Annotated in this window: 16 protein-coding genes; 13 read left to right on the top strand and 3 right to left on the bottom strand. The window is 57.8% G+C overall.

Annotation, left to right across the window (positions count from 1 at the left end):
• Positions 1–33: 33 nt before the first annotated feature.
• Both ACR0DG_RS14470 and ACR0DG_RS14465 read left to right on the top strand, forming a co-directional pair.
• Complete coding sequence (locus ACR0DG_RS14470) at positions 34–1,275, top strand: COG4223 family protein (protein ID WP_480707197.1); 1,242 nt, start codon at positions 34–36, stop codon at positions 1,273–1,275.
• Between the two features lie 10 nt (positions 1,276–1,285).
• On the top strand, positions 1,286–2,776 hold the full coding sequence (locus tag ACR0DG_RS14465; RefSeq protein WP_480699467.1) for a heme biosynthesis HemY N-terminal domain-containing protein: 1,491 nt from the start codon (positions 1,286–1,288) through the stop codon (positions 2,774–2,776).
• Here ACR0DG_RS14465 and ACR0DG_RS14460 read toward each other — a convergent pair.
• Genes ACR0DG_RS14460 through ACR0DG_RS14450 form a run of 3 tightly spaced genes read right to left on the bottom strand, consistent with a single transcriptional unit; the run spans position 2,773 to position 5,862 of the window.
• A complete protein-coding gene (locus tag ACR0DG_RS14460; protein ID WP_480699469.1) occupies positions 2,773–3,807 on the bottom strand; it encodes an ABC transporter substrate-binding protein in 1,035 nt (344 codons plus the stop codon). The genes ACR0DG_RS14465 and ACR0DG_RS14460 overlap by 4 nt on opposite strands.
• On the bottom strand, positions 3,804–5,198 hold the full coding sequence (locus ACR0DG_RS14455; protein WP_480699471.1) for a sensor histidine kinase: 1,395 nt from the start codon (positions 5,196–5,198) through the stop codon (positions 3,804–3,806). The genes ACR0DG_RS14460 and ACR0DG_RS14455 overlap by 4 nt, the downstream gene beginning before the upstream one ends.
• A complete protein-coding gene (locus ACR0DG_RS14450) occupies positions 5,191–5,862 on the bottom strand; it encodes a response regulator transcription factor (RefSeq protein ID WP_480699473.1) in 672 nt (223 codons plus the stop codon). Before ACR0DG_RS14450 ends, ACR0DG_RS14455 begins: the two co-directional genes overlap by 8 nt.
• Positions 5,863–6,060: 198 nt before the next feature.
• Here ACR0DG_RS14450 and ACR0DG_RS14445 point away from each other — a divergent pair, with 198 nt between their 5' ends.
• The 11 genes from ACR0DG_RS14445 to ACR0DG_RS14395 all read left to right on the top strand — a co-directional run bounded on the left by ACR0DG_RS14445 (position 6,061) and on the right by ACR0DG_RS14395 (position 17,647).
• Positions 6,061–7,158, top strand: coding sequence for an MHYT domain-containing protein (locus tag ACR0DG_RS14445; protein ID WP_480699475.1), 1,098 nt, complete (start codon positions 6,061–6,063; stop codon positions 7,156–7,158).
• Positions 7,159–7,296: 138 nt separating this feature from the next.
• Positions 7,297–8,130 (top strand): FAD binding domain-containing protein, encoded by an 834-nt coding sequence (locus tag ACR0DG_RS14440; RefSeq protein WP_480699477.1) that lies wholly within the window; start codon positions 7,297–7,299, stop codon positions 8,128–8,130.
• A gap of 12 nt (positions 8,131–8,142) precedes the next feature.
• Positions 8,143–8,637, top strand: coding sequence for a (2Fe-2S)-binding protein (locus ACR0DG_RS14435; protein WP_170355562.1), 495 nt, complete (start codon positions 8,143–8,145; stop codon positions 8,635–8,637).
• A complete protein-coding gene (locus tag ACR0DG_RS14430; protein WP_170463379.1) occupies positions 8,634–11,051 on the top strand; it encodes an aerobic carbon-monoxide dehydrogenase large subunit in 2,418 nt (805 codons plus the stop codon). The genes ACR0DG_RS14435 and ACR0DG_RS14430 overlap by 4 nt, the downstream gene beginning before the upstream one ends.
• Positions 11,052–11,152: 101 nt before the next feature.
• Positions 11,153–12,019 carry an AAA family ATPase gene (locus ACR0DG_RS14425; protein WP_480699479.1) on the top strand — a complete coding sequence of 289 codons (867 nt, stop codon included), beginning with the start codon at positions 11,153–11,155 and terminating at the stop codon, positions 12,017–12,019.
• Positions 12,019–13,209: a vWA domain-containing protein gene (locus ACR0DG_RS14420; RefSeq protein WP_480699521.1), complete on the top strand. Its 1,191-nt coding sequence runs from the start codon at positions 12,019–12,021 to the stop codon at positions 13,207–13,209. Before ACR0DG_RS14425 ends, ACR0DG_RS14420 begins: the two co-directional genes overlap by 1 nt.
• Before the next feature lie 12 nt (positions 13,210–13,221).
• Positions 13,222–13,998, top strand: coding sequence for an XdhC family protein (locus ACR0DG_RS14415; protein ID WP_480699481.1), 777 nt, complete (start codon positions 13,222–13,224; stop codon positions 13,996–13,998).
• A 106-nt stretch (positions 13,999–14,104) separates the two neighbouring features.
• Positions 14,105–14,557 (top strand): SRPBCC family protein, encoded by a 453-nt coding sequence (locus ACR0DG_RS14410; protein ID WP_480699483.1) that lies wholly within the window; start codon positions 14,105–14,107, stop codon positions 14,555–14,557.
• 149 nt (positions 14,558–14,706) lie between these two features.
• Complete coding sequence (locus ACR0DG_RS14405) at positions 14,707–15,399, top strand: imm11 family protein (RefSeq protein ID WP_480699485.1); 693 nt, start codon at positions 14,707–14,709, stop codon at positions 15,397–15,399.
• Positions 15,400–15,695: 296 nt separating this feature from the next.
• Positions 15,696–16,880 (top strand): tyrosine-type recombinase/integrase, encoded by a 1,185-nt coding sequence (locus ACR0DG_RS14400; protein ID WP_480699487.1) that lies wholly within the window; start codon positions 15,696–15,698, stop codon positions 16,878–16,880.
• Positions 16,880–17,647: a hypothetical protein gene (locus ACR0DG_RS14395; RefSeq protein ID WP_480699489.1), complete on the top strand. Its 768-nt coding sequence runs from the start codon at positions 16,880–16,882 to the stop codon at positions 17,645–17,647. Before ACR0DG_RS14400 ends, ACR0DG_RS14395 begins: the two co-directional genes overlap by 1 nt.
• The last annotated feature ends 74 nt before the right edge of the window (positions 17,648–17,721 follow it).

Below are 17,721 nucleotides of genomic sequence, written 5' to 3'. Positions count from 1 at the left end.
GGTCTTTTCGGATTCGTTAAGGGGAATATTGCGGTGGCTGGTAAGAAGAAAAATGATCAAAAGCCGGTGGAAGACCCAATTCTGGATGAAGTGACCGAAACCGTTTCTGCATCAGACGATTCCCTAGTTGACGAATTAGAGGCCAAGGAAGACGCACTTTCCGAAGCCGAAGCCGAAGCCGAAGCCGAAGCCGAAGCCGAAGCCGAAGCCGAAGCCGAAGCCGAAGCCGAAGCCGAAGCCGAAGCCGAAGCCGAAGCCGAAGCCGAAGCGAACCTTGAGCGTTTTAAGGAAAACCTGTCCGAACGTAATACCGAAAAGAAAAGCGCTGGATTTATGCCCGCGCTGATCGGGGGCGCTATTGCGGCAGGTATCGGTTTTGCCGTCGGAAGCGCGGGGATGTTCTCGTCAGGTGACTCGGACGCGGTCGCCGCGTTAGAGGCAAAACTGGCCGAACAGGCAGATCAGCTTGAAACACTGACCAAATCGTTGGCAGATGGTGCGGGTCTGTCGGCAAAAGTAGATGAGCTTTCGGGTCAGTTGGCACCGGTTTCGTCAGATCTGGACGCGGTTAAGACAGCACTTGATGGTTTGGCTGGAAAGGTCGACCCGCTGACTGACCGTTTGACCGAATTGGAAAGCGGGGCCTTGACCCAAGGTGCCACACCCGAAGCGACCGCAGCTTTTGAAGCGGAACTGAAAAAACTACAGGATTCGTTAGCCGCCCAGCGCGCCGAAGTGGAAAAAATGGTTGCCGATGCCCAGGCGCTCGAGGCCAGAGCGTCGGACGAGGCATTGGCGGCAACCAATGCGGCGATCCTGTCGAAACTGCATAGCCAATTGGATGCGGGCCTGCCCTATGATGCGCTGGTGTCTGAGTTGTCGGCCGGCGGTGTCGACATACCCGAGGCTCTGTCTGCTCCGGCGGACAAGGGCGTTGCAACGCTTTCTGCCTTGCGCGAGTCGTTTGATCCCGCGGCGCGTGTTGCGCTTGCCGACGCGCGAGAGGCTGACAAAGGCACTGGTATCGTCGCATTCCTGCAGCGGCAGACAGGTGCGCGATCAGTGACGCCTCAGGATGGTGACGATCCGGATGCGATTTTGTCACGCGCTCAGGCGGCGTTGTTGGATGGCAACGTGTCTGGCGCTTTGGATGAATTGAAATCCCTACCTGAAACGGCTCGGGCCGCGATGACGGATTGGGAACAGGCGGCTCAGACGCGGGTAGCTGCGGTTGACGCCGCAGATGCGCTTGCCTCTGGCGCGAACTCGAACTGAAGGACCTGCCATGCTTTGGTCACTGTTAAAAATTCTGGTTTTTGTTGCGATTGTCGGGCTTCTCGCTGTGGGCGCGGGCTTTTTGATGGAAACCAGCGGTGGTGTGCAAATCACGGCGGGTGGAACCGAATACACGCTGGGGCCGCTACAATCTGTCATTGCGCTGGGCGTGATGGTGTTTGCGATTTGGCTGTTTTTCAAACTTCTCACCTTGTTGGTCGCGACGCTGAAATTCCTGAACGGCGATGAAACGGCGCTGTCGCGTTATTTCGACCGTAGCCGCGAGCAACGCGGATATCAGGCTTTGGCTGATGGCTTGATGGCGTTGGCCTCGGGCGAAGGGCGCGTGGCTATGAACAAGGCGACCAAGGCTGAAAAACTGCTGAACAAGCCGGAATTGACCAATCTTCTGGTGGCGCAGGCCGCCGAAATGAACGGTGATACCAAGAAGGCATCGGAAACCTACAAAAAGCTCGTGACCAACAATTCCACGCGCTTTGTTGGCGTTCGCGGAATCCTGAAACAAAAGCTGGCCGAAGGCGACGACGACACGGCGCGCAAACTGGCCGAAAAAGCGTTGGCGATCAAACCGCGCCATGCGGAAACGCAGGATATTCTGTTGGGTCTGCAAACCAAGTCCCAAGATTGGAGCGGCGCACGTTCCACGCTGACGGCCAAGTTGAAATCGGGCCACTTGCCACGCGACGTGTTCAAGCGGCGTGATGCGGTTCTGGCTTTGTCCGAAGCCAAAGGCATTCTGGATGAAAACGCCACCGTCGAACAGCAAGAGCATGCAATCGAGGCGAACCGTCTATCCCCTGATCTTGTGCCTGCCGCTGCAATGGCCGCGCGGGCCTACATCAAAAAGGGTAAGCCGCGCGCCGCTACAAAAATCCTGAAAAAGGCGTGGGAGGCACAACCGCACCCTGATCTTGCGCATGCTTTTGCCGAGATCGCTCCGGATGAAACTGCGGCCGAGCGTATCAAACGCTTTGTTGCGCTGACCCGTGTGCACCCTGAAAATATGGAAACGCGCCTGATTTTGGCTGAGCTGAACATCGTGGCCGAAGATTTCCCCGAAGCTCGCCGTGCGCTGGGCGATGTGGTCGAAAAACAAGCCGACGCAAGGGCATATACCTTGATGGCTGCAATCGAACGCGGCGAAGGAGCCTCGGATGCGGTTGTACAAGGTTGGCTGGCCAAGGCGTTGAATGCACCCCGCGGTCCGCAATGGGTGTGTGACAACTGTCATGATATTCAGGCGGAATGGGCGCCCGTCTGCCAGAACTGCCACAGCTTCGATACGCTCAGTTGGCAAACGCCCCAAACACCCGAAATCGCTTCGGCCACTGGTGTACACATGCTGCCGCTGATTGTAGGCGCGATTGAGGACAAGGCCGAACCAGACATGGATGAGGCGGAAATCGACTCTGACGTCATCGAAATGGATGCAGAGCCGGCTCGCCCGGATGTTGAGCCTGCCGCCGAAGAAAAAGTCTAACGCGCGGTTTCGACGTCAAAGGCATCATTCCAAAGTTTGAACAGCTCTGCGCGGCGGTTCTGATCTCTGGCGACCAATAGCGCGGGGGACAGGGCAATAAAACGTTGTGCGCTGGGGTTCAGACCGGTATCCGCCGTGTCCATCTGCGCGACAAGCCCGGACGCGGATAGCAGGGCCTGAGCTTCGGGGGACAGAAGGAAATCCAGAAACCCGGTTGCTGCTGTTTTGTTCTCGGCTTGCCGGGGGATCATCAGCGCGCGCGACAAAACCAACGTATAGTCTTCCGGCAAGATAACTCCGACGCCGGGGGCATTGGCATTAGCCACGTACGACCCCAACACATTATAGGCGATCAGAAACCGCCCTTCTGCAACGTCGCGAATGATCTCCGAAGAACAGCAGGTAGCGACGGCATCAATACGAGCGAAACCTTCGATGAGCGAGCCAAAGGTCGTCGCTTCGAGGCTGTCGCCATAGGCAAACAGATAGCCCAACCCCGACGCGGCAATATCATAGGTTGCCACGCGGCCTCTTAACAAATCGGGTTGGGTGCGCATCGCATCAAGCAAGGCAAACCTGCTGCGCGGAACGTCCTGATCCTGCAGAAGCGTCTTGTTATAAGCGATGACGGCAGGCTCCGTTGTAATACCCCACAGCTCATCCCTCCACCGGCGCGCATTTGGCAGCGTGTCGGTCAGGTCGGACTTGTACCGATAGCCACAGGCCGAATTGACCAGCCAGACCATCTGCTGGATGGCCGAGGAAAACACCACATCCGCCGGGTCGGCCCCCGTTTTGCAGACCGTGCGACTATGCTGGAACAAAGCGTTCGAGCCCCATTGTTCATAGGTGATCGAAAGCCGCGGGTTCAGGTCGGCAAAACGCTCCATAACTGGGGCGATAATTGCGATATCGGTCGTGGACCGGATCAGCATGGGCTGGCTGCCGCTGCCGAAACTGGCTGTGGCTTCCTGCGCGCGCAAGGGGAAGGCGGTTACAATCAGACTGATCAGAAACAGGACCCGGATCATGGATATTCCTTTTCCGTTGCGGCGGGGAAACTCAATGCGGCGCGAAATCCGGTTTCGGTACGTGCCATGTTGACGTGACCATCGAATGCCTCGGCCGTGGATTTCACGATCGACAAGCCCAGCCCCGTGCTATCTTCGCCAGATGCCGAAGTACGGTTGAAGCGATCGCCAAGCTGGTCAGCGATTTGCGTCGCCGGACCGCAGCCTTGATCCTGCACCCACAAGATCGCGCGATCCCCGTCCAAACATGCGCCAATGCTGACAGGCGGTTTGCCGTGACGCAGCGCATTGCCCAAAAGGTTTTTGGCTGCCTCGCCGATTGAAAACGCGTCGGCGCTGACCAGTACGGGGTCTTCTCCGATCTCAAGCCGCGTTTCAACGCCGGGCGCAATGACCTCGTGATCGCCGTGCTCCAGAACGTCCAGCGCAACTTCGCGCAGATCGACCGGAAGACGGGGTGCGCTATCAATGCGGTGAATAACCATTGCGCGCGACAAAAGCTGATCCAGCAGTGTACCCAAAGAGCGCGTGCGCCCCAGTAACCTGTCCACAGCACGTTTTCGCGCGGGTTCATTCGGGTCATCCTGCGCTATTTCGGCCTGTACCCGAATTGCTGCGACTGGGGTCCGCAGTTGATGCGCGGTGTCGGCGATCAGGTTACGCATCGTTTCAACCTGGCGATCCAATCGCCCCATGAAACGGTTCATAGCGTTCAACATCACTTGCAATTCACGCGGAAGACCATCGCTTGCCATTGGCGTCAGATCATGCGGGTCCCGGCGGGTGAGGTCTTCGGACAACGCCTCAAGCGGGCGCAAGGCGGACCGGGTGACAAACCAAGACATAATCAGCAGCAAGGCGCCAGCAGCGGCCATTGGAAGCAACGCATCTCGCATCAGACCAGCGGTCATGGATTGACGCGCGCGCAGGGTTTGGCCGACCAGAACCTCGACCTCGCCCGAGAAATCCCGTTCGGCAAACAAACGTGCCACGCGCACAAAGCGCGCGGGCTCGCCGTTCAGGTCAGCCGCGAAATACAGCGGCGTGCCTGTCTGATCCGGGACATCGATAACCGTGTCGCGATCCAGCCCGGTGATAAAGGGCCCATCAGGGACCTGAACCGCATAGTAGATCCGATCATCCGGTGCCTGGGCCAGCAATTGAAAAGCAGAGACGGGCAAATCCACCACAGGCTCGCCATCCTGAATGCGGACCGACTCTGCGATATCGCTGGCGGCACCCAGCAACAGCCGGTCATAGGCCTGCCGTGCTGCAAGGCGTCCGTTTGCCCAGATTGAAAGACCCACGAGAAAGCCGCCCAACAGTAAGATCAGCACAACCGCACTTAGAACGCGGGCAGTCAGGCTGTGGGGCAGGTGAAGCTTAGCCATTCAGACCGATCCGGTATCCGACACCGCGCTGTGTCGTGATACTGATGGGGCTGCCTGCGAATTTTTTGCGAAGCCGCGCAATGTAAAGCTCGATCGCGTTTTCACCCACATCCGCGTCGTCGAATCCATAGAGCGAGTCATAAAGGCGCGCCTTGGACAGGTATTGCCCTTCATGCCGGATGAGCGCATCCAGCACGGCGGCCTCGCGCGCTGTGAGGTTCAGTCGCTTTCCGTCCAGCGTCGCACTGCGATCCTTGGGTGCATAAACAAGCGGACCGAGGTTGATCTGCTCGCTTTTTCGATCCGCGTCGCGACGGACCAAAGCGCGCAAGCGCGCCTCAAGTTCGCGCTGATCAAAGGGTTTGCCCAGATAGTCATCCGCGCCTTTGTCCAACGCCGCCACGCGATCTTCGACCGAGGTGAGTGCCGTTAGCATCAGAACCGGCGTTCGATCACCTGATGCGCGCATCCGTCCAAGAAAGTTCAGGCCCGAGCCGTCGGGTAGGTTGATGTCCAGCAACATGGCGTCATAGCTTTGCACCGCGCGGAAATCCTGAGCGGATTCTACCGTGGCGGCCAGATCACACACGACGCCGGACCGTGCCAAATGGGCGACTACGCCTTCGGCCAGATCTTCGGCATCTTCAACCATCAAAACGCGCATGCCCTCTCCCCAAAGCGTGACGCAGAACCGCTATGCGCTCATTATTCGGGAAACAGGTTCAACCTGCAAGGACACGCAGCGGCGCATCAGGGCAACATGCATCGGCACCGGGGTACAGAAGGCGCCGTTTTGGCCAATTGTCCCAGTCAATTCCGTTTGCTAACGTCTGCGCACGCCGGGGGAGGGCGTGCGACGCCAATGCTAGACTATTCGCATAACGCCTGGTTGGTGGCGGCTTCACTGGCCGTGGCGCTGATGGCTGGTTTCACCGGTCTGTACCTGACGCATGGCGCGTCCAAGATGGATAACCAGCGTCGCAAATTCACGGTTGCTTTGGCCGCAGTGGTCTTGGGTGGCGGTATTTGGTCGATGCATTTCGTCGCCATGCTGGGCCTTCAACTGCCGATCCTGTTTTACTACGACGCGCTGATTACCTTGATTTCGGCGCTTGTGGCGATCCTGATGGTGGGGCTGGCGTTGCTGCTTTTGCATTTCCGCCCCCGTACCATGCCTACCATCGTCGGGGCAGGTGTCATCGTAGGTCTGGGTATCGTCGTCATGCACTATGTTGGCATGGCCGGGATGCAATTGTGCCGCCCGGTCTACAGCGCCTTTGACGTGGTGCTTTCAACCCTCGCGTCGGTGGTGCTGTCCGTGCTTGCGATTTGGGTTGCGTATGACAGCCGTACCCACCGGAATATCCTGCTGGGGACTGCTTGTTTCGGCGTGGCTGTGTTTACCATGCATTTCGTGGCCACCGGGCTGACGGATTTTGTTGCGACCGACACGGCCGGTGCGGCGGGGCCTGCGCTGGACAATCAGGTCTTGGCCATGGGAGTGACGGTATCGGTATTTCTGATCTGTGGCGCGTTTCTTCTGACGGGTATCACCTTTATCGAACCCAAGCCCGAGGTCGCGGTTGCGCCTGAACCTGCCCCTCAGCCTGACCCGACCCCGACCTTGCGCGCCGGCGTGCCGTTTGAACGCGAAGGTCAGACCTTTTTCGCGGAGCCCACGCAAATTGCTGCCATCCGGGCCGAGGGGCATTATACCGTTCTCTATATGGATAAAGAGAAACTGTTTTGTCCCTGGTCCATTACCGAGGCCGAGACGCGGCTGAAACCAGACGGTTTCCTGCGTGCCCATCGCAGTTATCTGGTGAACCCCAAACATGTCTCAAGTTTTGAACGGCACAAGGACAACGGCACCTGCTATTTCGACGGCGTGGATGCGTTGACCAAAGTGCCGGTTAGCCGGTCGCGCCTTACTGACATTCGCGACGCGCTGGGCCTTTGATCGCAGTTCGTGCAGCCCATTCGCATTTCGTGAAACAAGCTGCGCGCCCCGTTTCCGGTAGCTGGAACCGCTGATCCTATCCCCCTTTTCTGGATGCAGGTCCCCCAAGGCATTGTGTCGGACCCAGGGAGGAAAAATATGATACCAGCCGGATTCGAGTATCACCGGCCGGGCGACATCGCCTCGGCCATTGGCATTTTGCAGGAACATGGAGATGAGGCGCGCGTGATCGCGGGCGGGCACAGCCTGATCCCGATGATGAAACTGCGCATGGCCGAGATGGGCCACTTGGTCGATCTTCAAGCCATCGATGAGCTTAAGGGCATCGACGTCGGGGCGGATACCGTCACTCTGGGCGCGATGGTCACGCAGCACGAGCTGATTACCCACGAAGGGCTGGCTGCTGGCGTGCCGCTTATTCGCGAGGCGGCACTTCAAATTGCTGATCCTCAGGTTCGGTATGTTGGCACTGTCGGCGGCAACGTGGCGAATGGAGATCCGGGCAATGATATGCCGGGGCTGATGCAGTGTCTGAACGCGACGTACCATTTGTCCGGCCCTGATGGCAACCGCAATGTCGCCGCGCGTGAGTTTTATGAGGCGGCCTATTTCACCGCCCGTGAAGACGAAGAGATCCTGACCCGGATTTCGATCCCTGTTCCGGATGCAGGCGTTGGTCAGGCGTATGAAAAGCAAAAGCGCAAGATCGGGGATTATGCGACCGCAGCCGCCGCTGTGATGGTGGGCAACGGAACGGCCTCGGTCGCGATGACCAATCTGGCCGACACGCCGATCTGGTCCGAAGGTGCAAGCGCTGCGTTGGCCGATGGCGACGTGAACGGCTGCGTTGCCGCGATGCTGGATGCGATCGAGCCTGTGGCCGACAACCGCGGCCCCGTCGAATTCAAGAAACATGTGGCGGGCGTCATGCTGCGCCGTGCCATCGACCGCGCACAAAGCCGCGCGCGTTGAGGGGAGGATACAATGTCGAAAATGCACGTCAAACTCACCGTGAACGGCAAAGAGGTCGAAGGTCTGGCCGAGCCGCGCACCCTGCTGATCCACTTCTTGCGGGAAGATCTGAAAATCACCGGCCCTCATATCGGTTGTGAAACCAGCCATTGTGGTGCCTGCACCGTGGATATTGATGGTAAATCCGTCAAATCCTGCACCACCTTTGTGGCGCAGGTGAACGGGGCGGATATCACCACTGTCGAAGGGCTGACCAACGACGATGGCAGCCTTGGTGTGTTGCAGGAGATGTTCCGCGAACATCACGGCCTGCAATGCGGCTTCTGCACGCCTGGGATGATTACTCGCGCACACCGCTTGTTGCAGGAAAACCCGAACCCGACCGAAGAGGAAATTCGCTTTGGCATGGCCGGGAACCTCTGCCGTTGCACCGGCTATCAAAACATCGTCAAGGCGATCTCGGCCTCGGCTGACATGCTGAACGCTCAGAAGGAGGCCGCGGAATGAACGACCAGACACTGACCCCCGAAGAACGCGCAGCCAATCTCAAAGGGATGGGCAGCTCGCGCAAACGCGTCGAGGATGTGCGATTTACCCAAGGCAAGGGCAACTATGTCGATGACATCAAGCTGGACGGGATGCTGTTCGGCGACTTTGTGCGCTCCCCCTACGCACATGCCCGTGTTGTCAGCGTGAACAAAGAGGCAGCTCTGGCGATGCCCGGTGTGATCGCTGTTCTGACCGCCGAGGATCTGGCCCCGCTGGGCTTGCATTGGATGCCAACGCTGGCCGGTGACAAACAGATGGTGCTGGCCGATGGCAAAGTGCTGTTCCAAGGCCAGGAGGTCGCCTTTGTCGTCGCCGAAGACCGCTATATCGCCGCCGATGCAGTCGAACTGATCGATGTCGAATACGAAGAACTACCCGTTCTGACTGATCCGTTCGAGGCGTTGAAATCCGATGTGGTGCTACGTGAGGACCTTGAAGGTCAGACCGAAGGTGCGCACGGCCCCCGCAAGCATCACAATCACATCTTCACCTGGGAACAGGGTGACAAGGACGCGACCGAGGCCATTTTGGCCGAGGCCGATGTTGTGGCGGAAGAGATGGTTTACTACCACCGCACCCATCCCTGCCCTTTGGAGACCTGTGGCTCGGTGGCCAGCATGGACAAAGTGACGGGCAAGCTGACGCTTTACGGCACGTTTCAAGCCCCGCATGCGATCCGGACGGTTGTGTCGCTGATCTCGGGCATTGCCGAGCACAATATCCGCGTCATCAGCCCCGATATCGGTGGCGGTTTTGGCAATAAGGTTGGTGCCTACGCGGGCTATGTCTGCTCGGTTGTGGCCTCGATTGTCACCGGCAAGCCAGTGAAATGGGTCGAGGACCGGATGGAGAACCTGATGTCCACCGCCTTTGCCCGCGACTACTGGATGCAGGGCAAGATCGCAGCCACCAAGGACGGCAAGATCACCGGGCTGTGGTGCCACACCACGGCAGATCACGGTGGCTTTGACGCCTGTGCGGACCCGACCAAGTTCCCGGCAGGGTTCATGAACATCTGCACCGGGTCCTATGACATCCCTACCGCTTATCTGGCCGTGGATGGGGTCTATACCAACAAGGCTCCGGGCGGGGTGGCCTATCGCTGTTCCTTCCGCGTGACCGAAGCGGCCTATTTCATCGAGCGCATGATCGAGGTTCTGGCCATCAAGCTGAACATGGACGCGGCCGAGCTGCGTCGGATCAACTTCATCAAGGCTGACCAGTTCCCGTATCAGTCGGCGCTTGGGTGGGAGTATGACTCGGGTGATTATCACACCGCTTGGGACAAAGCGCTGAAGGCGGTCGACTACGAGGGTCTGCGGGCGGAGCAGGCGCAGCGTGTCGAAGACTTCAAGGCGGGCAAAACTCGCAAACTGCTGGGCATTGGTCTGACGCATTTCACAGAAATCGTGGGGGCGGGTCCGGTGAAGAATTGCGATATTCTCGGGCTTGGCATGTTCGACAGTTGCGAAATCCGCATCCACCCAACGGGCTCTGCCATCGCACGGCTGGGGACGATCTCTCAGGGTCAGGGTCACGCAACGACCTTTGCACAGATCATCGCCAGTGAGATTGGGTTGCCTGCCGATGACATCACGCTGGAGGAAGGCGACACCGACACCGCACCTTACGGTCTTGGGACTTACGGGTCTCGATCCACGCCTGTGGCGGGTGCGGCGACGGCAATGGCCGCGCGCAAAATCCGTGCCAAGGCGCAGATGATTGCGGCCTATCTGCTTGAGGTCCATGACGACGACGTCGAGTGGGACGTGGATCGGTTTGCGGTCAAAGGTGCGCCCGAGCGGTTCAAGACCATGAAGGAAATCGCCTTTGCTGCCTATAATCAGGCGATCCCTGGCTTGGAGCCAGGTCTTGAGGCTGTGAGCTACTATGACCCGCCGAATATGACCTACCCGTTCGGGGCCTATATCTGCGTCATGGAGATCGACGTCGACACCGGCGAGTGGGACGTTCGCAAGTTCTATGCGCTGGACGATTGCGGCACGCGGATCAACCCGATGATCATCGACGGGCAGGTTCATGGCGGCGTGACCGAGGCGTTGGCCATCGCGATGGGGCAGGAGATTGCCTACGACGAGATGGGCAATGTGAAGACCGGCACGCTGATGGACTTCTTCCTGCCGACCGCGTGGGAGACGCCGAACTATATCACCGACTATACGGTGACGCCGTCCCCGCATCATCCGATTGGTGCGAAGGGTGTGGGTGAGAGCCCAAATGTCGGCGGCGTGCCCTGTTTCTCGAATGCGGTGCATGATGCGTTTCGGCCCTTTGGGTTGGTTCAGAGCCATATGCCGCATGACCATTGGCGGATCTGGAAGATCGCCAATGGGTTGGGGATGCATGGGTGATTGGGTTCGGACCGGCTTGGGCCGGTCCGACCTAAGCAAGGGGGCTCTGCCCCCTTGAACCCCCGGGATATTTTTAGCCAGATGAAGAATGGATCCTGGTTTTGACTTTAAGTGACGTGCAAAACGGGTTGGCCGCACAAGGCTATGTCGCTGATGATCGGTTGGCGATGGCGTTGCATCTGGCGCAGGCGCTGGGGCGGCCCTTGTTGCTGGAAGGTCCAGCTGGAGTTGGCAAGACCGAGGTTGCCAAAGCGATGGCGGCGTGGCGTGAGGCGCGTTTGATCCGGTTGCAGTGCTATGAAGGGTTGGACGCGAGCCATGCGATCTATGAGTGGAATTACCAGCGTCAGTTGTTGGCAATCCGGGCGTCCGAAGCGCAAGGCGGCTTAACAGAATCGAAGTTGTTTTCGGATGAATTTCTGCTCAAACGCCCTTTGTTAGAGGCTATAACCGAAGATAGACCTCCGGTTTTGCTAATTGACGAGATTGATCGAGCCGATGAAGAGTTCGAAGCTTATTTGTTGGAGATCCTATCCGACTTTCAGATCACGATCCCAGAACTTGGGACCGTTGAAGCCAAGACCCGCCCTATTGTGATCCTAACCGCAAATGGGACGCGCGACTTATCTGATGCCCTGCGACGGCGGTGCTTGTACAGCTTTCTGGACTATCCGTCGAAAGATACCGAGATGGCCATTTTGCGGGCGCGCATGCCTGCGATTGAGGGGCTATTGGCACGGCAGATTATCGGAGTCGTTCAGGCGCTGCGCAAGGAAGACCTCGAGAAAACTCCGGGTATTGCCGAGATGCTGGATTGGGCGGCTGCCCTGTCCGGTTTGGGGGTCAACGATCTGGCACAGTCGCGAGAAGAAATTCAGGCCACGCTGGTGTGTCTGCTGAAGACTGCCGCAGATTACGACGCTGCGCCGCCTGAAGTCATGGACCGCCTGATCGGGAAGGTTGCGTGATGCAGGTGACGCGGTTCCCATCGCGGGCTGCGGGCCTTGCCGACCGGATGTCTGGCTTTATGGCCCATCTGCGCATGAACGGGTTGCGTGTGGGCCCGAAGGAAACCGGAGAAGCGCTTGCCGCCTTGTCAGAGGTTGAGGCAACGGATGTTGATCAGGCCAGACAGGCGCTGTGCGCGCTACTGGCCGGAGACGCCGAGGAGTGGCGTCGGTTTGACGAGTTGTTCGATGCCTATTGGTTAAATACGGGCAAACAACGGTCAGGTCAGGCCCAAAGCGCACATGTGCGGGTGCAATCCGCAAAGCCAATGATCTGGCAGAGCCAGAGCAAAGCAGAGGAAGAACAATCAACCGATTCAGATCAGGCAGCCGCCACTCCTGATCCGGGCGACGGGGAGGCCGAGGGGATGGACGGGAAGCTGATCGCGACCCGCACGGCCAACCTGTCGCGCCGGGACCTTCGGGAGGTGATGGATGAACAGGCTCTAAAACAGGCGGAAAAAGCGGCGTTGACGCTTGCCCGTGCGATCCGCGACCGTCGATCACGCCGTCGGAAACGCGCATCGCGAGGCCCCGCCCTGGATATGCGGCGGATTCAACGTGCCAGCCTTGCACGAGGCGGAGAGCCGATTGACCTGTTCCGACGCGCGCGGCCACCGCGCCCCATGCGGATTGTTGCCTTGTGCGATGTCAGCGGGTCGATGACCGTGTACTCTCGTGTCTTTCTGGCATTTCTGAAAGGTCTTATCGGCAGCGGTACCCAAGCGGATGCCTACCTGTTCCACACGCGCCTGATGCGTGTCACCGACGCGCTGCGTGATCATGACTCGATCCGGGCTGCAGGCCGCTTATCCTTGATGGCCGAAGGGTTTGGCGGCGGTACTGATATCTCAGGCAGTCTTGAGAGCTTTCTGAACGGCTATGGCGCGCGTGCCCTGAATGGCCGTACTATCGTACTAATCCTATCGGACGGCTATTGCAGTTCGGACCCGCAGGCGCTGGGCGCGGTTCTGGCACGTATTCGCCGAAAAGCGCGGCGGATTGTCTGGCTGAACCCTTTGAAAGGGTGGCAAAACTACGAGCCTATCGCAGCCGCAATGCAAGCGGCCGAGCCTCATCTGGACGCGCATCTGCCAGCGAACACCCTTGACGCTTTGGCTGCGCTTGAGCCGCAGTTCCGCAAGTTGTGAAAGGAGCCGAGAATGGCAAATTTCGATATCTTTGACACGATTGAGACCCTGCGTCAGACCGGTGATCCCTTTTGCGTCGCCACGGTACTGCGAACGGCGGATGCCACCTCGGCCAAGGCCGGGGGCAAGGCGGCGATCACGCGGGACGGGCGGATACTGGGTCATCTGGGTGGCGCGTGCGTTCAGCGTGCGGTGCGCAGTTCGGCGCAAGAGGCCCTGACCAGCGGCGAGCCACAGATGATCCGCGTCAAACCCTCGGACAAGGTGGTTAGCATGACGGACCCGGACGGTGTTCAAACGTTCAAAAGCGGTTGCCCCTCGGGCGGTACGGTGGATCTGTTGGTCGAGCCCTATCAACACGCGCCTCGACTGGTCATCTTTGGGGATTCCCTGATCGCCAAAGCCTTGTCCGAGCATGCCAATCTGGCTGGCTTTCGCGTTCACGCAGGCGATCCGGCAACAGTGCACGAGCTGGGTATCGAGCCACGCGATTTCGTTGTCGTTGCATCGCAGGGCCAAGGCGATGGAATTGCGCTGGAGGCCGCGCTGAGAACACCCGCCGCGCGGGTTTCTATGGTGGCCAGCCGTCGCAAAGCCGACACTTTGACGGAAAAGCTGATCGCCAAGGGGCTCGACGCCGCCAGCGCGGCACGCCTCAAATCGCCAGCGGGCCTGAATATCCACGCAATAGACCCACATGAGATCGCGCTGTCCATACTGGCCGAGATCGTGATGTGGCGGAACACGGACAAATCAAAAGAGGTGCCTCAGGATGAAAAACTTGCTTAAACGGCTCAAATCCCTTTGGCCCAAACGCCCCGAACAAACACCCCAAGAGGCGGCTGAGACCGCACTGCGGGTCTTTCCCAAGTGTTGTTGAACAAAGGAAACACCAATGGAACTGAGTGACGAAATCCGCATCGCAGCACCGCGCGACGTGGTATACAAAGCACTGAACAACCCCGAGATTTTGCAGGAGTGCATTCCCGGCTGCGAAGAGTTGATACAAAACTCGCCCGAAGACCTGGAGGCGAAAGTTGTTCTCAAGATCGGCCCGGTCAAAGCCAAGTTTGCAGGGCAGGTCACATTGGACAACACAAATGCGCCAAATGGCTTCTCGCTGACGGGCGAGGGCAAAGGCGGTGCTGCCGGGTTCGCCAAGGGCGGCGCTGATGTCACCCTGACCGCAGATGGGGGGGAAACGGTTCTTACCTATACGGCAAAGGTGGATGTGGGCGGCAAGATCGCCCAGCTTGGCAGTCGTTTGATTGCGGGGACAGCCAAAAAACTGTCTGGTAAGTTCTTCACACGGTTCGGAGAGATCGTGGCGGAACAGGCTGTGTCCTGATCTTTAGGCTCGGGCCGGTTCTTGCGCTGGCCCGAGCGGTTGTTTTGTCGACCGATGTTTCATTTAGTGCATTAATTGTTGCGGGCCGAATGCGGGTCGTTACATCATCATCATGTTTCTGTGCATAGTTCTTTGTTTTGGTGGTGAAGATGATTGATGAAAATAACCCTTCGGGACGGGATTCTCATGTCTGGATTTCGACGACATGGAACGACGCGGTTGGCGTAACTCCGATGACGCGGAGGGAATATGAGCGGCATTGGCGCGCGGGTCAACCAAAAGAAATCGGTGAAAAATACAGCGAATTGCTCCAGCGGACTTATAAGAAAGTTCCTATGGGTGAGGTACTGACGGCAGAAGAAATCGGCGACGTCTGGTACTACGGCTCACAGGACGGCAATCCTGCACCGAGTTTCATGAACGGGGGCGGTCTGCCGGTGCTGTCAGACTCGGCCAAAACGGTTCTGGAACAGTTCGATCTGGGTGAGATCTATTTCCATTCGATCAGATTGCAGACCCCGGCGGGTCATGCGAGCACGGACGAGCCCTATTACATCCTGAACGTGTGCAACAAACGGTCGATGGGGAATTACGAAGCCTTGGGGCCCGAGGGCGATTTTGCAGCGCCATTGAACAATCTTGCCGGCAAGATTTTCAGTCCAAGGTCGGGGTGGGAGCACAAACTGGTCGTTGTCCCCGAAGCACTAGGCGGCCCTGACCTCTGGATTGATCAAAAAACGCCCCGAATCCTGTTCCTCTCAGAACATCTCGTTTCAGCTTTAAAGGCAGCCGGAGTCGATGACGGTTGGGGTTTAGTCCGCTGCCCCGTTGGGGTTCTTTGATCCGCAACCACACCTGCCTCCGCCACTGATCAAAGCCTGTCCGCAAGGACAAGACACAGTCAAAACGCGACAGAAAACAGACGCACGATCGGCGGCTTAAGATATTCTGATGTGGTCGGGGATATGGTGCCCAGGAGAGGCACCATAGACCTTTTCCGGGTTGTTCCGACACATTCCCAGTCTTGAAAAACAATCAAAGAAATCAAAGCTATGGTTTCTTAATAACATTCCGGGTTGTTCCAAATTGATCCTTGGTATACCAGATATAGTAATGGGGCTGTAAGTGGGGCCAGAGAATGAGGGAATTGAACAAGCTGAGCGCCGCGCAGGTCAAAACCGCCCCTGCTGGGAAGTATGGCGACGGTGGCGGGTTGTACCTCCACAAGCGCGATGAGTCGCGCGGCAAATGGCTTTTCTTCTTCACCATTGGCGGGCGACGCCGGGAAATGGGCTTGGGTACCTACCCTAATATTACCCTAAGGTCTGCGCGAGACGAGGCGCAGAAGTGGCGGGCCGTGGCCATGCAGGGCCGTGACCCGATCAAGCAGCGCGAAAGGGAAAAGCGCGAGGCCCAACGCAATCTGCACATTCTACGCGACATTGCTGAGGACACGTTCGAAACCCGAAAGGCTGAACTCAAGGGCGATGGCAAAGCGGGCCGGTGGTTCTCACCTCTGGAACTTCATGTCTTGCCGAGACTCGGGCACCTGCCGGTTGCTGAAATCGACCAGATCGACATTCGGGACACGCTCAAGCCCATCTGGCACTCTAAGGCTGCTACCGCCAAGAAGGCGTTGAACCGGCTGGGCATCTGCCTGAAACACGCGGCCGCGCTGGGTCTGGACGTGGATCTGCAAGCCACAGACAAGGCGCGCGCCCTGTTGGGCCAGCAACGCCACAAGGAACAGCATATTCCCGCCTTGCCGTGGAAAGAGGTCCCAGCCTTCTACGCCAGCCTGACAGAGCAATCATCTACGCATATGGCGTTGCGCCTGCTAATCCTGACAGCCGTTCGGTCTCATCCGGTTCGCTTTGCGCATGTCGACCAGATTGACGGCGATATCTGGACGGTCCCGGCAGAGGGTATGAAGGGCCGCAAGGGGGCCACAGAAGAATTTAGGGTGCCGCTATCCACCCAGGCACAAGAGATCATCGAGCAAGTCAGCAAACAAGCGCGCGACGGGTATCTGTTTCCCAGCCCCAAGCGTGGGGTGATCTCGGACGCGACCATGGCCCGCCTGATGGAACGCAGGGATATGGAAGCCCGCCCGCATGGGTTCAGGTCCAGCTTTCGAGATTGGGTAGAGGAAGCCACAAACACGCCCTACGAAGTGGCAGAGACGTCTCTGGGCCATGTGGTGGGCGGTAGTGTAGAGCGCGCCTATCGCCGGACAGATCACCTAGAACAACGCCTTGCGCTCATGCAGCGGTGGGCGGATTTCGTGACTCAGAAACAGGCTGAAATTGTGAGGATTGGGTAATGTTTGCACCCTTGGGTTTTGTCTCGGTTTTTGAAGTAATCGAATTAATAAAATCATCTATTCATCCGCTAGACGCCGATAGTCTTGAAGGTGACTTGGACATTGGTGAGCAGAGGCAAGTTGCCTTAAGTCTGGTACTTGCCCGAATTGATTCGGGCTTTTTCGTTTGCTCTCAAGAGGAACGCTTGTTTCGTGTCCCTTCCAAGATTGTTGCTTTCTCGACCAATAGCGATCCATTGGGCGGGTTTGTGCTGGGCTTTTGGTACATCAACCGAAATACTGGCTTTATAGATTTCCCGCGCGCCCAAAAAATCTCTTCTAACCTCCTAGAGAAAAGGTCAAATATCCGCGCGCTCTACAAGGTGCTGAGGAAGCCAGAAAACCAAAAAAGCGGGAGATCTGCACAAAGGGAACGCCAAAGACTTCTAAAAATCACCGAGCAATCGTTAGCTTTCAATACTTTCCTCGAACAATTAGCCCCGTTCGATGGATTTTCCGTTTGCGTTAAGGAACAGGGATTAGAAAGCTTGATAGAAAGTGTCGCCTCCGACGTTCTTTCTTCAACGTATGCCGTACAAGAAATCGAAGTGACACAAGGCGGCAGACCGCCAAAGGTTGAGATAGTAAAGCAAGCTTGTGAAAAGCTTTTTCCACAGGGCAAAGGCAATGCCCCCTGGAAACAGATTCAGCAAGAAATAGAGGCCGAGTGCGGTATTACCGCATCCATTGATACCATCAAGCGAGCAATTGGAATTAGGACTGACTAGCGTCGCCCTACGCAATTCGCGCAAAAGCATACGCAAAACCCAGTTTTTATTTTGCTGGTTTTGCGTGTGTTTCT

The sequence above is a fragment of the Ruegeria sp. BG8 genome (genome assembly GCF_056538325.1).
Note: the sequence above shows the minus strand (reverse complement) of the source record. Positions and strands in the feature narration are given on the sequence as shown.

Bases quoted from the DNA above. Each gene is read 5' to 3' on its own strand.
- ACR0DG_RS14405 (WP_480699485.1), top strand. From the start codon at position 14,707: ATGATTGATGAAAATAACCCTTCGGGACGGGATTCTCATGTCTGGATT.
- ACR0DG_RS14460 (WP_480699469.1), bottom strand. From the start codon at position 3,807: ATGATCCGGGTCCTGTTTCTGATCAGTCTGATTGTAACCGCCTTCCCC.
- ACR0DG_RS14465 (WP_480699467.1), top strand. From the start codon at position 1,286: ATGCTTTGGTCACTGTTAAAAATTCTGGTTTTTGTTGCGATTGTCGGG.
- ACR0DG_RS14410 (WP_480699483.1), top strand. From the start codon at position 14,105: ATGGAACTGAGTGACGAAATCCGCATCGCAGCACCGCGCGACGTGGTA.
- ACR0DG_RS14445 (WP_480699475.1), top strand. From the start codon at position 6,061: ATGCTAGACTATTCGCATAACGCCTGGTTGGTGGCGGCTTCACTGGCC.
- ACR0DG_RS14400 (WP_480699487.1), top strand. From the start codon at position 15,696: ATGAGGGAATTGAACAAGCTGAGCGCCGCGCAGGTCAAAACCGCCCCT.
- ACR0DG_RS14430 (WP_170463379.1), top strand. From the start codon at position 8,634: ATGAACGACCAGACACTGACCCCCGAAGAACGCGCAGCCAATCTCAAA.
- ACR0DG_RS14455 (WP_480699471.1), bottom strand. From the start codon at position 5,198: ATGGCTAAGCTTCACCTGCCCCACAGCCTGACTGCCCGCGTTCTAAGT.
- ACR0DG_RS14450 (WP_480699473.1), bottom strand. From the start codon at position 5,862: ATGCGCGTTTTGATGGTTGAAGATGCCGAAGATCTGGCCGAAGGCGTA.
- ACR0DG_RS14440 (WP_480699477.1), top strand. From the start codon at position 7,297: ATGATACCAGCCGGATTCGAGTATCACCGGCCGGGCGACATCGCCTCG.
- ACR0DG_RS14395 (WP_480699489.1), top strand. From the start codon at position 16,880: ATGTTTGCACCCTTGGGTTTTGTCTCGGTTTTTGAAGTAATCGAATTA.
- ACR0DG_RS14415 (WP_480699481.1), top strand. From the start codon at position 13,222: ATGGCAAATTTCGATATCTTTGACACGATTGAGACCCTGCGTCAGACC.
- ACR0DG_RS14435 (WP_170355562.1), top strand. From the start codon at position 8,143: ATGTCGAAAATGCACGTCAAACTCACCGTGAACGGCAAAGAGGTCGAA.
- ACR0DG_RS14420 (WP_480699521.1), top strand. From the start codon at position 12,019: ATGCAGGTGACGCGGTTCCCATCGCGGGCTGCGGGCCTTGCCGACCGG.